Origin of the sequence: Sinomonas atrocyanea (genome assembly GCF_030812675.1) — a bacterium.
Lineage (GTDB): Bacteria > Actinomycetota > Actinomycetes > Actinomycetales > Micrococcaceae > Sinomonas > Sinomonas atrocyanea_B.
This window is the reverse complement of sequence record NZ_JAUSTE010000006.1, coordinates 1-14,441: the sequence shown is the minus strand read 5'-3', so window position 1 is coordinate 14,441 and position 14,441 is coordinate 1. Positions and strand designations below refer to the sequence as shown.

At 71.8% G+C, this 14,441-nt stretch carries 14 protein-coding genes; 12 read left to right on the top strand and 2 right to left on the bottom strand.

Annotation, left to right across the window (positions count from 1 at the left end; all coding sequences use genetic code 11):
- Positions 1-16: 16 nt before the first annotated feature.
- The 5 genes from J2W20_RS09960 to J2W20_RS09940 all read left to right on the top strand — a co-directional run bounded on the left by J2W20_RS09960 (position 17) and on the right by J2W20_RS09940 (position 7,576).
- Positions 17-1,135 carry an ABC transporter substrate-binding protein gene (locus tag J2W20_RS09960; RefSeq protein WP_307006401.1) on the top strand — a complete coding sequence of 373 codons (1,119 nt, stop codon included), beginning with the start codon at positions 17-19 and terminating at the stop codon, positions 1,133-1,135.
- Entirely contained in the window at positions 1,116-2,390 is a 1,275-nt protein-coding gene (locus J2W20_RS09955) for a CaiB/BaiF CoA transferase family protein (RefSeq protein WP_307006399.1), read from the top strand. Before J2W20_RS09960 ends, J2W20_RS09955 begins: the two co-directional genes overlap by 20 nt.
- Positions 2,387-3,364: a hydroxymethylglutaryl-CoA lyase gene (locus tag J2W20_RS09950; RefSeq protein WP_307006398.1), complete on the top strand. Its 978-nt coding sequence runs from the start codon at positions 2,387-2,389 to the stop codon at positions 3,362-3,364. The genes J2W20_RS09955 and J2W20_RS09950 overlap by 4 nt, the downstream gene beginning before the upstream one ends.
- A 63-nt stretch (positions 3,365-3,427) precedes the next feature.
- A complete protein-coding gene (locus J2W20_RS09945) occupies positions 3,428-4,999 on the top strand; it encodes a Na+/H+ antiporter (RefSeq protein WP_307006397.1) in 1,572 nt (523 codons plus the stop codon).
- 114 nt (positions 5,000-5,113) lie between these two features.
- Positions 5,114-7,576 (top strand): glycoside hydrolase family 31 protein, encoded by a 2,463-nt coding sequence (locus J2W20_RS09940; RefSeq protein WP_307006395.1) that lies wholly within the window; start codon positions 5,114-5,116, stop codon positions 7,574-7,576.
- A gap of 42 nt (positions 7,577-7,618) precedes the next feature.
- Here the strand turns inward: J2W20_RS09940 and J2W20_RS09935 are convergent, their stop codons facing one another.
- On the bottom strand, positions 7,619-9,631 hold the full coding sequence (locus J2W20_RS09935; RefSeq protein WP_307006394.1) for an acyl-CoA dehydrogenase family protein: 2,013 nt from the start codon (positions 9,629-9,631) through the stop codon (positions 7,619-7,621).
- 301 nt (positions 9,632-9,932) lie between these two features.
- Here J2W20_RS09935 and J2W20_RS09930 point away from each other — a divergent pair, with 301 nt between their 5' ends.
- On the top strand, positions 9,933-10,781 hold the full coding sequence (locus J2W20_RS09930; protein ID WP_307006393.1) for an esterase/lipase family protein: 849 nt from the start codon (positions 9,933-9,935) through the stop codon (positions 10,779-10,781).
- Between the two features lie 140 nt (positions 10,782-10,921).
- Complete coding sequence (locus J2W20_RS09925) at positions 10,922-11,383, top strand: SRPBCC family protein (protein WP_307006392.1); 462 nt, start codon at positions 10,922-10,924, stop codon at positions 11,381-11,383.
- Positions 11,384-11,456: 73 nt separating this feature from the next.
- Here J2W20_RS09925 and J2W20_RS09920 read toward each other — a convergent pair whose 3' ends face one another.
- Complete coding sequence (locus J2W20_RS09920; RefSeq protein WP_307006391.1) at positions 11,457-12,101, bottom strand: NADPH-dependent F420 reductase; 645 nt, start codon at positions 12,099-12,101, stop codon at positions 11,457-11,459.
- A gap of 177 nt (positions 12,102-12,278) precedes the next feature.
- Between J2W20_RS09920 and J2W20_RS09915 the strand changes: the two genes are divergently transcribed.
- The 5 genes from J2W20_RS09915 to rpsN all read left to right on the top strand — a co-directional run bounded on the left by J2W20_RS09915 (position 12,279) and on the right by rpsN (position 14,012).
- Positions 12,279-12,614 carry an ArsR/SmtB family transcription factor gene (locus tag J2W20_RS09915; protein ID WP_307006390.1) on the top strand — a complete coding sequence of 112 codons (336 nt, stop codon included), beginning with the start codon at positions 12,279-12,281 and terminating at the stop codon, positions 12,612-12,614.
- Positions 12,611-13,066 carry an SRPBCC family protein gene (locus tag J2W20_RS09910; RefSeq protein ID WP_307006389.1) on the top strand — a complete coding sequence of 152 codons (456 nt, stop codon included), beginning with the start codon at positions 12,611-12,613 and terminating at the stop codon, positions 13,064-13,066. The genes J2W20_RS09915 and J2W20_RS09910 overlap by 4 nt, the downstream gene beginning before the upstream one ends.
- A gap of 231 nt (positions 13,067-13,297) precedes the next feature.
- Positions 13,298-13,534: a 50S ribosomal protein L28 gene (rpmB, locus tag J2W20_RS09905; RefSeq protein ID WP_307006388.1), complete on the top strand. Its 237-nt coding sequence runs from the start codon at positions 13,298-13,300 to the stop codon at positions 13,532-13,534.
- On the top strand, positions 13,534-13,704 hold the full coding sequence (gene rpmG, locus J2W20_RS09900; protein WP_043122011.1) for a 50S ribosomal protein L33: 171 nt from the start codon (positions 13,534-13,536) through the stop codon (positions 13,702-13,704). Before rpmB ends, rpmG begins: the two co-directional genes overlap by 1 nt.
- Positions 13,705-13,706: 2 nt before the next feature.
- Positions 13,707-14,012 carry a 30S ribosomal protein S14 gene (gene rpsN, locus J2W20_RS09895; protein WP_066500625.1) on the top strand — a complete coding sequence of 102 codons (306 nt, stop codon included), beginning with the start codon at positions 13,707-13,709 and terminating at the stop codon, positions 14,010-14,012.
- Positions 14,013-14,441 lie beyond the last annotated feature (429 nt).

Genomic DNA, 14,441 nt, shown 5'->3' with positions numbered 1-14,441 from the left:
CGGAAGGACCACCTCCATGACCTCGTCTCCCGACCCGCACCAGAACCCGGCCGTCTCCGAGGGCTGGACCCGCCGCCGCGTCCTCTCGGTGGCAGGCATCACTGCCGCCGGCCTCGCGCTCGCTGCCTGCGGCGCGCCCTCCTCGGCGCCGCCCGGGCAGGCAGGCACCGGCGGGGCCTCCGGCGCGGCGGGCGGGGGTTCCGGCGCGAAGGTGATCATCGGCGTCGGCGGCCAGACCCTCCTGACCTACCTGCCGACGACCCTCGCCCAGCAGCTCGGCTACTACAAGGAGGAGGGCGTCGAGGTCGAGCTCCAGGACCTCCAGGGCGGCTCGAAGGCCCTCACTGCGATGATCGGCGGCAGCACCCAGGTGACAAGCGGCTACTACGAGCACACCATCCAGATGCAGGCCAAGAACCAGAGCATCGAGGCCTTTGTCGACATGGGCCTCTCCTCCGGCCTCGCGCTGGTCGTGGCGCCCAAGAACGAGGGCTCCATCAAGGGCATCGCGGACCTGAAGGGCAAGAACGTCGGAGTGACCGCGCCCGGGTCGTCGACGGACATGTTCGTCAAGTACCTCCTCTCCAAGAACGGCTTCCAGCCCACGGACGCCGCCGTCTCCGCGATCGGGGCCGGCTCGAGCGCGGTGGCCGCGGTCCAGAACAACCAGGTCGACGCGGCGGTCATGCTCGAGCCGGACATCTCGGTCCTGGCCAAGCGGCTGGGGAAGGCGCCCGTCATCCTCCAGGACGTGCGGACGGTCGACGGGCTCAAGGCGGTCTTCGGCACCGAGTCGTGGCCGTCCGCCTGCCTGTACGCCAAGTCGGACTGGATCTCGAAGAACCAGGACACCGTGGGCAAGCTCGCCAAGGCGATCGAGCGCACGCTCGGGTACATCAGCGAGCACTCGGGCCAGGAGATCGCGGCCAAGATGCCCGAGAAGTTCGCGGGCGGCGACAAGGTCCAGTACGCCAAGGTGATCGACGACCTCAAGAAGACCCTCAGCAAGGACGGCAAGTTCACCGAGGACGGCACCCAGGCGGTCCTCAAGACCCAGCGCGTGGCCAACCCCGAGATCGGGGACAAGGCCATCGACCTGAGCAAGACGTACACCAATGACTACGTCAAGGCCTGAGACGGGCTCGGCAGAGGCCCCCCGGGCGTTCGCGCCCCTCGCCGGGATCCGCGTCCTCGAACTCGGGAACTACATCGCCGCGCCAACGGCGGGCCGGCTCCTCGCCGACTTCGGTGCCGAGGTCATCAAGGTCGAGCGTCCGGGCACGGGGGACGAGCTGCGCAACTGGCGGCTCTACGAGGGCAGCACCTCGATGCTGTACCGGACCATCAACCGCAACAAGAAGTCGGTGGTCCTGGACCTGCGCTCGGAGACGGGGCGAGACCTGGTCCTCGACCTCGTGCGGCACTGCGACATCCTGCTCGAGAACTTCCGCCCGGGCACCCTCGAGCGGTGGGGGCTGGGACCCGAGGTCCTCAGCGCCGCCAACCCGGACCTGATCATCACCCGGCTGTCCGCCTACGGCCAGACCGGACCGCTGTCGGACCGCCCCGGCTTCGCCGCCGTCGCCGAGGCCGTGGGCGGCTTCCGCGAACTCGTGGGCGACCCGGACAGGCCGCCCGTGCGGGTGGGGATCTCCATCGGAGACTCGATCGCGGGCCTCTACGCCGCCTTCGGGTCCATGATGCTGCTGTTCCAGCGCGAGCGTTCCCAGGGGGCCCGCGCGCCCCTCGCCGAGAGGGTCGTCGATGTGGCCCTCAACGAGGCCATCTTCTCGATGATGGAATCGCTCATCCCCGACTACGAGGCCTACGGCGTCCGCAGGACCCGCACCGGGGGCCGGATGGAGGGCATCGCCCCCAGCAACGCCTACGTGTGCGCGGGCGGCGGGAGCATCGTGATCGCGGGCAACGGGGACTCCATCTTCGCCCGGCTCATGCAGATCATCGGCCGTCCGGACCTCGCGGCGGACCCGGAGCTGGCCGGCAACGCCGGCCGCTGGGAGCGGCGGGACGAGCTCGACGCCGCGATCGGCGTCTGGACCGCCACCCTCCCGCCGGCGGAGGCGCTCGACGTCCTCGACCGTGCCGGGGTGCCCTCCGGCCCGATCTACACCGCAGAGGACATCTGCGCCGACCCGCAGTACGCCGCCCGGCACATGATCCAGAAGTTCGACGTCTCCACGGGCGAGCGGACCATCACCGACGTGGGCTTCCCGGGGATCGTGCCGGTCCTCGGAGAGGCCTCGCTCCCGGTCCGCTCCCTGGGCCCCGACCTCGGCGAGCACACGGAAGAAGTCTGCCGCGATCTGCTGGGGCGGTCCGAGGAGGAGATCCACGCGGTCCTCCGCGCAGCGCAGGGGGTGACGGCGTGAGCCACTCCTTCACCCCGGCGGCCAGGCTTCGCGACGTGACCCTCCGCGACGGGCTGCAGCTCACGGGCAAGGTCCTGCCCGCCGACCGGAAGGTCGCGCTCGCCCGACGGCTGCTCGCCCTGGGCGTGCCCGCACTCGAGATCGGCTCCCTCGCCCGCCCAGACAAGGTCCCGCCGATGGCCAACACGCTGGAGGTCGTCCGCGCGCTCACCGCCGAGGAGCTGGCCGCATGCTGGCTCTGGGTGGCCACCCCCAAGCACGTGGAGCTCGCCCTGGAGGCGGGCGCCCGGAACCTGCAGTACTGCTTCTCGGCGAGCGATGCCCACAACCTGGCCAACATCGGACGGACCACGGAGGCCAGCCTCGAGGCGATGCCGCGGTCGCTCGCCCTGGCCCGGGAGGCGGGAGCATCCGTGGAGCTGTGCATCGCGACCTCCTTCACCTGCCCCTTCGAGGGCCCCGTCCCGCCCGAGCGCGTCCTCGGCATCGCCAACGACCCCCGCACCGAGGGCGCCCAGGGCATCGTCATCTGCGACACCCTCGGCCAGGCCGTGCCCGCCCAGGTCGCGGACCTCGTCGCGCGGGTGGGGAAGGAGACCCCCGAGCGCGAGATCGTCTACCACGGGCACGACACGTGGGGCCTCGGCGTCGCCAACACGCTCGCCGCGATCCAGGCCGGTGCCACCATGGTCGACGGCGCGCTGGGCGGCCTCGGCGGGTGCCCCTTCGCCCCCGGAGCGAGCGGCAACACCTCGAGCGAGGACATCCTCTTCGCGACGCGCCCGGAGTGGTTCACGCCCGCGACCCTCGCCGAGCTCGTCGGCATCTCCGAATCGCTCCTCGTCGACCTCGGGGAGCCGAACCGCTCGCGGGCGTCCCAGGGTGCCCGGTCGCGGGCCCTGGCCTTCGAGTGGGTCATCGGCGGGCAGACGCACGACGGCGAGGCCTCGCCGTCGGCCTCCCCGCTCACCTGAGCGCACGCCCCCGACCGCGCCGACCGCCAGCATGGAAAAATGCTCCTGAGGCGAAGGGGGCCCATGGAATTTCTGCTGCTGGTGGTCGGCCTGCTGTTCGGGACGGTCCTCATCGTGGGGATCGGGGAGCGGATCCGCCTGCCCTATCCGATCCTCATGCTCGTGTTCTCGGCGCTCGCCGCGTCCCTGCCGTTCGTCCCGAACGTCCACATCGACCCCGAGCTGATCCTGCCGCTCTTCCTGCCGCCGCTGCTGTTCGCGGCGGCGCAGCGGTCCTCCTGGTCCGTGTTCAGGCTGCGCTGGCGCTCACTCGTGCTCCTGGCGGTGCTGCTGGTCGCGGCGACGGTGGCGGCGGTCGCGGCGGTGACGTGGTGGCTGGTCCCCGCGGTCGGGCTGCCGCTCGCGCTGGCGCTCGGGGCGATCGTCGCCCCGCCGGACCCCGTGGCCGTCGAGGCGATCGCGGGCAAGGTCAGCATGCAGCGCCGGCTGCTGACGGTGCTCCAGACCGAGGGCCTGTTCAACGACGCAATGGCCATCGTGATCTTCCAGGCCGCGGTGTCCGCGACCGTCAGCCACGGCCGCGTGGGCTGGAGCGTGGTCCCGCAGTTCCTCGTCGGGGCCGCCGGTGCGGCCCTGCTCGGCTTCGCGGTGGCCTGGGTCGTCGGGACCCTCACCCGCTTCGTCCCCGACCTCGTGGCCCGCAGCGCCGCCTCCCTCGTGGCGCCGTACGCCGTGTACCTGCTGGCTGAGCTGGTGCACTGCTCGGGGGTCGTCGCGGTGGTCGTGACCGCGGTCGAGCTCGGACGGCGGGCGCGGCCCCAGGATTCGGGGGAGCGGCTCACCCGCTCGGCCTTCTGGGACGTCCTCGAACTGCTGACCACGGGGGTGGCGTTCGGGCTCGTGGGCATCGAGATGCGCTCGGTCATCGAGGCCGAGGGGGCGAACCTGCTGACCTTCGTCCCCGGGCTCGCGGGGATCTGCGCGACCGTCATCGTCGTGCGCTTCGTGTGGATGTACGCGATGTACTGGATCGGCGGGGCCGAGCGGCGGGAGAAGACGCCCGGCTCGCTCAGGGAGGTGGTGGTCCTGACCTGGTGCGGCATGCGCGGCCTGGCCACCCTCGCGCTCGCGCTGGCCCTGCCGACCACGCTCGCGGACGGCTCCCCGACGCCGGGGCGCAACTTCGCCGTCGCGGCGGCGGCGTCGGTGCTCGTGGTCACGCTCGTGCTGCCCGGCCTGACCCTGCCCTGGCTCATGCGCATGCTGCACCTCCCCGACGACCGCGCCGCCGAGCAGCGCGCGCAGCGGGCCCTCGCGCGCCGCGCCGAGCGGGTGGCGCTCGAGGCCCTGCGCACCTCGCCGGCGGCGCAGAAGCTCCCGGAGGGGCGCCGGCGGGCCCTGGCCCGGCGCATGTCCTCGCTCCACACGATCCTCCAGGCCGACTACGCAGAGGATCCCGAGAAGATGCGCCGGATCCAGGCCGTGCTCGCCGCGATGGAGCGCGCCCAGCGCGACGCCCTGGCCGCGGCCCGGCGTGAGATGCTCGCGGCGCGCAACGAGCCCGGCAACGACCCCGAGCTGGTCGACCGTGTGCTGCGGCGTCTCGACCTGCGCACCGTCACCCTCGACCGCTGACCGACGCTCCCGGCGCACGACGCCGGCCGGCCGCCTCCCGCGCCCCGGCCGCCGCACGCCGAGGTCCAGCCAGGACCCGGTTCGGCCCTGCCCTCCGCGGGTAGGCTCCATGACGTGACCGAGACCACGGGGACCGTCCGCCTGCCCGACCACCTCCGCCCGGTGACCTCGCCGCGCCCCCGGGCCGCCGCCGTCGTGCGCGGCCCCCGTTACAGGATCACGGTGCTGACCTCGCGCCTGCTGCGCCTCGAGTACTCCCCGGACGGGGAGTTCGAGGACCGCGCCTCGCAGGCGGTCCTGCACCGGGACCTGGAGCCGCCGGAGTTCACGGTCCTCGACTCGGACAGCCGGCTCGAGATCCTCACGGCGCACCTCCACCTCGTCTACGACAAGGGCCCGTTCGCCCCGCACGGGCTCTCGGTCAAGGTCTTGGGCGGGGTGAGCAACTACCACAGCGTCTGGCACTACGGCGAGGAAGGCGAGCGGAACCTCGGCGGCACCGCCCGCACCCTCGACGGGGTGGACGGCGCGTGCGAGCTCGAGCCCGGCCTGATGTCCCGCTACGGCTTCTCGGTCCTCGACGACAGCAGCACGCTCGTCTTCGACGATGACGGCTGGCTCGCTCCCCGCGCCCGGCCGGGTGCAGGCGCCGCAGCAGGCCACGGCGGCAGCGCCGCCGGGCGGGTGGACCTGTACTTCTTCGGCTACGGGCGCGACTACCGCGCCTGCCTGCGCGACTTCTACCGCATCTCCGGCCCCACCCCGCTCGTGCCCCGCTTCGCGCTCGGGAACTGGTGGAGCCGCTACCACCGGTACTCCGAGCAGGAGTACCGGGGCGTGGTCGAGCGCTTCGCGGCGGAGGAGGTCCCCCTCTCCGTCGCCGTCCTGGACATGGACTGGCACCTCACCGAGATCGATCCGGCGCACGGATCGGGCTGGACCGGCTACACCTGGAACCGGGAGCTGTTCCCCGACCCGGAGGGCTTCGCCCGGTGGCTGCACGGCAGGGGCCTCGCGCTGACCCTCAACGTCCACCCCGCGGACGGGATCGCGGCCCACGAGGAGGCGTACGAGCGCACCGCGCTGGCCCTCGGCCTCGACCCGGCGGCCGGGGAGTCGATCGCGTTCGATCCGGCAGACCCGCAGTTCCTCGGCGCCTACCTGCGCGAGGTCCACCACCCGCTCGAGGAGGCGGGAGTGGACTTCTGGTGGCTCGACTGGCAGTCAGGGCCGTACTCGCGCCTGCGCGGACTCGACCCGCTGTGGGTGCTGAACCACGTGCACTTCCTCGACTCGGCGCGCGGGGGGCGCCTGCCGCTGACCTTCTCCCGCTACGCCGGACCCGGCAGCCACCGGTACCCGATCGGGTTCTCCGGGGACACGATCGTCACGTGGGAGTCCCTCGCGTTCCAGCCCTACTTCACGGCGACCGCCTCGAACGTCGGTTACGGCTGGTGGAGCCACGACATCGGCGGCCACATGGGCGGCTACAAGGACGACGACCTCGCCGCCCGGTGGGTCCAGCTCGGCGTCTTCTCGCCGATCACCCGCCTGCACAGCTCGTCGATGCCGTTCACGGGGAAGGAGCCCTGGCGGTTCCGGCCGGACGCGGAGGCGGCGATGGAGGAGTTCCTGCGCCTGCGGCACCGGCTCGTGCCCTACCTCCACACGATGAACCACCGCGCCGCCGCCGAGGGACGGCCCCTCGTGGAGCCGCTCTACTACGAGCACCCCGAGGCCGCCGAGGCGTACGAGGCCCCCAACCAGTTCCTCTTCGGATCCGAGCTCATGGTCGCGCCGATCGTCACGCCCCGGGACCGGGCGCTCAACCGCGCAAGCGTCACGGCGTGGCTCCCGCCGGGGGACTGGTTCGACGTCTTCACGGGAACCCGCTACCGGGGCGGCCGGTGGGTGCGGATGTTCCGCACCCTCGAGTCGATCCCGGTCCTGGCCCGGGCCGGCGCGATCCTGCCGCTCGCCGCCGGTGCGGTGGCGAACGGGACCGCCTGCCCGGAACGGGTCGGCGTGCGCGTCTTCGCGGGCGCCTCCGGCGCGTTCGAGGTCATCGAGGACGACGGCACCGGCACCGCCGGGCTGCGCGAGCACCAGGTGTGGACCCCCATCGCATTCGACTGGGAGGCCGGCAGCCTGCGGGTCGGACCGGCGCGGGGCACCGCCGGCGGCGTGCCGCGGACACGGGCCTGGGAGCTCGCCATCGAGGGGATCGCCCGCCCCGGCACCGTCCGCGTCGCGGCGGGCGGCCGGGAGCTGGACGCCGTGGCCGAGTACGACGGGCAGGCCGCGGCCCTGCGCGTGACGGCCGAGGGAATCGACGCTGCCGAGGCCCTCACCCTCACGGCCGCCGGCGGCTTCAGCCTCGCGCCCAACCGGACCGTCTCCGCCGTCGAGCGTCTCCTGACCGACGTGCACGCGGAGTTCGCCGTCAAGGGCGAGGTCTACGCCCGGGCCGCCTCGGGCGCCCCTCCCGCCGCGATCGTGGCCGCGCTCGCGGGCCTCGGGCTGGACGACGGCCTCTTCGGCGCCCTCGTGGAGCTCATCCTCGCCGATGCGGGGTGAGGCCCGGCGCACGACGCCGGCCGCGCGCCTGCCGCGCCGGGCTCACCGCACGTCGCGGTGCAGGTCGGGCCGCGTGCCCGGGTCCTCCGAGCGCGGCGCGATCCACGGCCCGGTGCCCTCGGAGGGGTCGAGCACACCGTCCTCGACCCAGGTGAACTCCCCGTCCAGCACGCGGCGCGCGAGGCGCCGGTCGGCGTCGTCCGTGTTGTCCCACAGCGCCGCGAAGAGCGCCTCGACGCGCCGCCGCGCCTGCTCGCAGAACGCCTCGCCAAGGTCCCGGGCGCTCTCCGCCCCGTCCGCCCCCGTGGCCCGCAGGTGCTCGGACCAGGCGCAGACGGCGGCCATGGCGAAGAGCTCGGCGCCGATGTCCACGACGCGGCCGAGGAACGCCTGGCGGTGCTCGAGGGCGGCCTGCCAGCGGCCCATGCCGGCGAACGTGTGCCGGGCCAGGCGGCGCGAGGCCCGCTCGACGTAGCGGAGGTGCCTGGCGAGCGTGCCGAATCCGCGGTAGGCGCGCGGGTCATTGCCCTCGCCGGCGAGGAGCCGGGGCAGCCACTTGGCGTAGAAGCCCGAGGCGTCCCTCGCGGCACGGGCCTTCTCCGACAGGGTCGCGTCGGCGCGCGCGAGGTCCCCGGCGGCCGCGAGGTGGGCGTCCACGGCCTCGCGGGCGATCAGGAGGTGCATGATCTCGGTGGAGCCTTCGAAGATGCGGTTGATGCGGAGGTCGCGCAGGAGCTGCTCGGCCGGCACGGCCCGCTCGCCCCGGGCCCGCAGGGACGCGGCCGTCTCGTAGCCGCGGCCGCCACGGATCTGCACGAGTTCGTCGGCGACCCGGTAGGCCATCTCGGAGGACCAGAGCTTGGCGAGCGCCGCCTCGATGCGCACGTCCTTCATGCCCGCGTCCGCGAGCGCGGCGGAGACCTCGAAGACGGCCTCGAGCGCGAACGCGGTCGTGGCCATGAAGGCGATCTTCGTGGCGACGGCCTCGTGCTCGCCGATCGGGCGCCCCCACTGCACCCGGGCCGCCGACCAGCCGCGGGCGATCTTCAGGGACCACTTCGCCCCCGCGGCGCACATGGCCGGGATCGAGAGCCGGCCGGTGTTGAGGGTGGTGAGCGCGATCTTGAGGCCCTGCCCCTCGCGGCCCACGCGGTTCGCGGCGGGCACGCGGACCCCGTCGAAGCGGGTCACACCGTTCTCAAGGCCCTTGAGCCCCATGAAGGAGTTGCGGTTCTCGACCGTGATCCCGGGGGTGTCCATCTCCACCACGAACGCGGTGATGCCGCCCTTGCCCGCCGGGACGTCCCCGGCCGCTCCGTGGGGCAGGACTGCGGCCATGATGACCACGAGTTCGGCGATCACCCCGTTGGTGGTCCACAGCTTGGACCCGTCCAGCACATAGCTGAGGCCGTCGTCGGAGAGCCGCGCGGTCGTGGTGAGCCGGGCGGGGTCTGAGCCGACGTCCGGTTCCGTGAGGAGGAAGGCCGTCACCGCGCCGGCCGCGCAGCGCGGGAGGAACTGCCGCTTCTGCTCCGCCGAGCCGAACATCTTCACCGGCTCGGGCACGCCGATGGACTGGTGCGCGGACAGGAGCGCGCCGATCGAGGGGTGGAGGGAGCCCACGAGCATGAGCGCGCGCCCGTAGTAGGCGAGGGAGAGGCCGAGCCCGCCGTACTCGGCGGGGATCTTCATCCCGAAGGCGCCGATGTCCGCGAGGGAGCGGAGGTACTCGTCGGGGATGCGGTCCTCGGCCTCGATGCGGGCTCCGTCCATGGTCGCCAGCACGCCGCGGAGCCGGGCAAGGAACGCCTCGCCGCGCTCGGCGTCCTCCGGCGTGGGCTCGGCGACGGGGTGCATGAGGTCCCACTGGAAGTCGCCGAGGTAGAGGGCCTTGGCGAAGCTCGGCCGCTCCCAGTCGGTCTGCCGGCTCGCCTCGGCGACGGCGCGGGATTCCTCCCAGCCGGGCGCCTTCCCCTCGGCGGCGCTGGCCGTGGTGATGCTGGCCGCCTCGGCAGTGGCTGCTGCAGCACTGGCGGGGTCGATGTCCGTGCTCATGGCGGTTCCCCTAGCGTCCGGGGGCCGCCGCGGGCCGGAGGCCCTTCAGCTGTGGATTCATCGTACGCCGCACTCCTACTGGCGGGTAAGGGGGCCGAAGGTCCCGCGGTGAGCGGGCGGGGCGCGAGGATGTGCAGGAGTCCGGCGGCGGCGGCCACGAACTGGGACCCGGCTCTCGGCCACCGCTGCACATCCGTGCACATGACGTGGATCACTCTTGCGACACGCGCGGGAGCTACCGGAGGGTAACTTGCAGCCCGCGGGCAACGAAGCCCGCGGCCCGAGACACTGGAGGCCGCCGATGCGCCGAATCCACCTCACCGCCCTGCTCTCCGCCGCCCTGCTGGCCCTCGGCCTCGTCGCGGCGCCCGCCGCCCAGGCCGACTCGGTCTCGCCCGACCCGCCCGGGGCGAACGACTTCACGTGCAAGCCCTCTGCGGTGCACCCGTATCCGGTGGTGCTCGTCCCGGGGACCTTCGAGACCATGGCCAAGAACTGGTCGCTGCTCTCGCCGGTGCTCAAGGATCAGGGCTACTGCGTCTTCTCGCTCAACTACGGCGTGGTCAACGGCGTGCCCGCGAGCGGCCCGGTCGCGGACTCCGCGGCCGAGCTCGGGCAGTTCGTCCAGTCCGTGCTCGGCGCGACCGGCGCGAAGCAGGTCGACCTCGTGGGGCACAGCCAGGGCGGCATGATGCCGCGCTACTACCTGGGCTTCCTCGGCGGGGCCAAGTACGTGCACCAGCTGATCGGCATCGCCCCGTCCAACCACGGGACGCAGGGCCTCATCGCCCCGTCGCCGGCCGGCATGGTCCTCGACACGACCGCCACCAGCACGGCGTGCCAGGCCTGTGCCGACCAGTACGCAGGCTCGGCCTTCATGGCCCAGCTCAACTCCATCGGCGACACCGTGGCCGGGCCGGCGTACACCGTCATCTCCACGCGCTATGACGAGGTGGTCACCCCGTACACGTCCCAGGCGCTGGCGGGTTCGTCCAAGCAGGTCACCAACCTCGTGCTCCAGGACTACTGCCCGCTGGACACCATCGAGCACGACCAGTCGCCCAACGACCCGAACGTCTGGGCCCTCGTCTCCAACGCGCTCCTGCAGGCAGGCCCCGCGGACCCGTCCTACCGGCCGGTCTGCGCCTAGTCCGGGCCTGTCACCAGCCCCGTTCCGCGGCTGCGCACGACGCCGGCCCCGCGCCTGCGGCTCCTCGCGAGCGGCGGGTGCGGGGCCGGCGTCGTCCGCACTGCCTTCCGCGGGCCGGTGCGGACTGGTTGACTGGCGCCATGACTGATTCCTCCTCCGCAGAGTCCCGCGTGGTGAGCGCCGAGCGCGCCATCGCGGCCCCCAGCGCCGCCATCTTCGACCTCATCGCCGATCCGGCCGCCCAGCCCCGCTGGGATGGCAACGACAACCTCGGCGAGGCCGCCGCCGGCCAGCGTGTCGGGGGCGTGGGCGATGTCTTCCGGATGACCCTGACCAAGGGGGCGGTCCGCGAGAACCACGTTGTGGAATTCGAGGAGGGCCGCCGCATCGCATGGATGCCGGCGGAGCAGGGCCAGGCGCCGATCGGCCAGCTGTGGCGCTGGGAGCTCGAGCCGCAGGGGGAGGGGCGCACGCTCGTGCGGCACACCTACGACTGGACCCGGCTCGAGGACCCGCAGCGCCTTCCCCGTGCCCGTGCCACCACGGCGGAGAAGCTCCGGGCCTCAATCGACCGGCTGGCCGAGCTCGTTGAGGGCGCCTAGGGCCGCCGTTCCAGAGCACCGCAGGGGACCACGCCCACGGGGCGTGGTCCCCTGCGTCACGTGCGGGGCCGGATCAGACGGCCGGGAGGAACTTCAGCGCCGAGTTCCACTGGTACTCGGGGAGCGAGTCGCTGGCAGAGAGCAGGATGTTCAGGAAGCCGGTCTGCTCCAGCTGCTGGGCGCGGCGGAGCGGGCCGACCACGACGGCGTTGAGGCTCGCCGCGGAGACGAAGTCGGCGACAGCCCCGACGGCGGCCTCGTCGTCCCCTGCGATGAGCACGTCCAGCTCCTGGCCGGACACGGCGCCCGAGATGAGCGTCCCGCCGAAGGTCGTGTTGAAGGCCTTGACGACCTTGGCCGGAGTCAGCTTCTGGATCTCCTCGGCGGCCGAGGTGCCCGCCGCGACCGCGAGGCCGTCGAAGGTCGAGAAGTCCACCGGGTTGGTGATGTCCACGTAGACCTTGCCGGTCAGGGCGTCGCCGTACTGGGCCGCGATCGCCTTCGAGGCGTCGAAGTACACGGCGGGGATCACGATGGCGCCCGTGACCTCGTCGCCGAGCACGCCCGTGGTGACGGTGCCGCCGAGCTCCGAGGCCAGCGCCTCGGCCTTGGCCTTGTCCTCGTGGGCGAGGAGCTGGACGCTCTTGCCCGCTGCGACCGCGCGGGACGCGATGCCGCGGGCCATGCTGCCGGTTCCGATGATGGTGATGTCACTCATAATGGTCTTCTTTCCAAAGAGGCGGGATAGGAAGCTCATGGCGGGCTTTCGTCGTGATGCTGGCCTTGAGGCCCTTACTTGAAGCTACAACTAAAGAGTAGGCCGATCTATTCCATGTGGTCAACGCCCGCGCAGTCAGCTTGACGTGTAGGAAATTTCCTACGTATCCCTGACGGCGTGCCTCGCCAGAGCCGGGAGACCCCCACCGACCACGTGTTCGCGGCCCTCGCGCACCCGGTGCGGAGGGACCTCCTCGCCGCGCTGCTCGAGGGGGCGCAGACGGCGCAGGCGCTCGCGGACCGGTACGAGATGGCCCGCCCGAGCGTCGCCGAGCACCTCAGGGTGCTGCGCGGCGTCGGCCTCGTCGCCGAGCGCCAGGCGGGCCGGAACCGCTACTACTCGCTCACGCCGGAGCCCCTCGCCCTGCTGCGGGCCTGGCTGGAGCCCTACGAGGACTTCTGGCGCGGCCGCATCCCGCGGCTCGCCGCACTCCTGGAGAAAGAGGAACCATGACGGACGCCACCGCAGACCGCACCCTGGTCCGCGTCGAGGACTTCCTGCCGCAGCCGCCCACCGCGGTGTGGCACGCCCTCACCACGCCGGAGCTGCTCGCCCAGTGGCTCATGCCCAACGACTTCGCCCCCGTGGTGGGCCGCCGCTTCCACTTCCGCACCGAGCCGATCCCGGCCGCGCGCTTCTCAGGGGTCATCGCGTGCGAGGTCCTCGAGCTCCGCGAGCCGGAGCTGCTCGTCATCTCCTGGGCGGACGAGGGGGAGGGAAACGACATGGACACGACCGTCACCTTCCGCCTCGAGGCGCACGACGGCGGCACTCGCCTCACGATCGTCCAGGCCGGCTACCGCCCGGACCACCCGGGGGACCAGATGGCGCGTACCATCATGGGCGGCGGCTGGGCCGGCCGCATCCTCGGCAGGCTCACGGAGGTGCTCGGCGGAGCGGGCTGATTTGCGGCACCCGGGCGCGGCGCCTAGTATTTAACGCTGTCGTATGCAGTGGTTTCCACTATCGGCACTGAAGTCACCGTCAAACCGCGGCGAGGGAACTTCGGCTGGCTCTCACCCCGCCTGGTTCACCCTCCGGAAAGCTGCAGGCGAACGGTGCATCGAGGTGGCGGGACGCTCATGCGGAACGCCATTTTTACTGCAACTGTTTGACTACACCTTGGAGGAGCGAACATGGCAGCGCATTGCCAGGTGACCGGGGCATCGCCCTCGTTCGGTCACAGCATTTCCCACTCGCACCGCCGCACCAAGCGTCGGTTCGACCCCAACATCCAGAAGAAGCGCTACTGGGTCCCGTCCCTGCGCCGCAACGTCACCCTGACGCTGTCGGCCCGTGGCATCAAGACCATCGACGTCCGCGGCATTGACGCGGTCGTCTCGGAGCTGCTTGCGAAGGGTGTGAAGCTCTGATGGCCAAGAAGGACAAGGACGCTCGTCCCATCATCAAGCTCAAGTCCACGGCGGGCACCGGGTACACCTACGTGACCCGCAAGAACCGCCGCAACGACCCCGACCGTCTGGTCATGAAGAAGTACGACCCGGTCGTCCGCAAGCACGTCGACTTCCGAGAGGAGCGCTAAACATGGCCAAGAAGTCCAAGATTGCCCGCAACGAGCAGCGCAAGGCCATCGTTGAGCACTACGCCGCGAAGCGCGCCGAGCTGAAGAAGACCCTGGTCGACGAGAACGCGACGGACGAGGCCCGCGAGGCCGCCCGCCTCGGTCTCCAGAAGCTCCCGCGCAACGCCTCGCCGGTGCGCCTGCGCAACCGCGACCAGATCGACGGCCGCCCCCGCGGCACGTTCCAGAAGTTCGGCATCTCGCGCGTCCGTTTCCGCGAGATGGCCCACAAGGGCGAGCTTCCTGGCGTCACCAAGTCGTCCTGGTAGGAACTCCGCCATCGTGGCGAAGGCCTGACCCGTGCGAAGGGCGGCACCCCCACAGGGGTGCCGCCCTTCGGCGTTCTCGGGCTCGGCGTGCTGCGACACCAGCGCAGGCGCCGACGACACGCCCGGGATGCAGCCGATTTGCCCGGTGCGCGCGCCGCCGGTAATGTTTTCGGAGTCGTCGGGGGTTGCCGCGGAAACGCGGAGGACACAGACGGCCAAACCCCACCAGAAGAACCGGAAACGGAAGCGATCAGTCGCGACCGGAAATACGGTTCGGAGGGCTTTCCACGAAGTGAATCCGAAACAGACGGATTTGCGCCGGGAAAGACGCTCTGGTAGGTTAGAGAAGTTGCTCCGGGAGGGCCTGGCCGGTTTGGCTGGTGTGGTTGTTACCGGGTGCGGCGTGTTGTTTGAGAACTCAATAGTGTG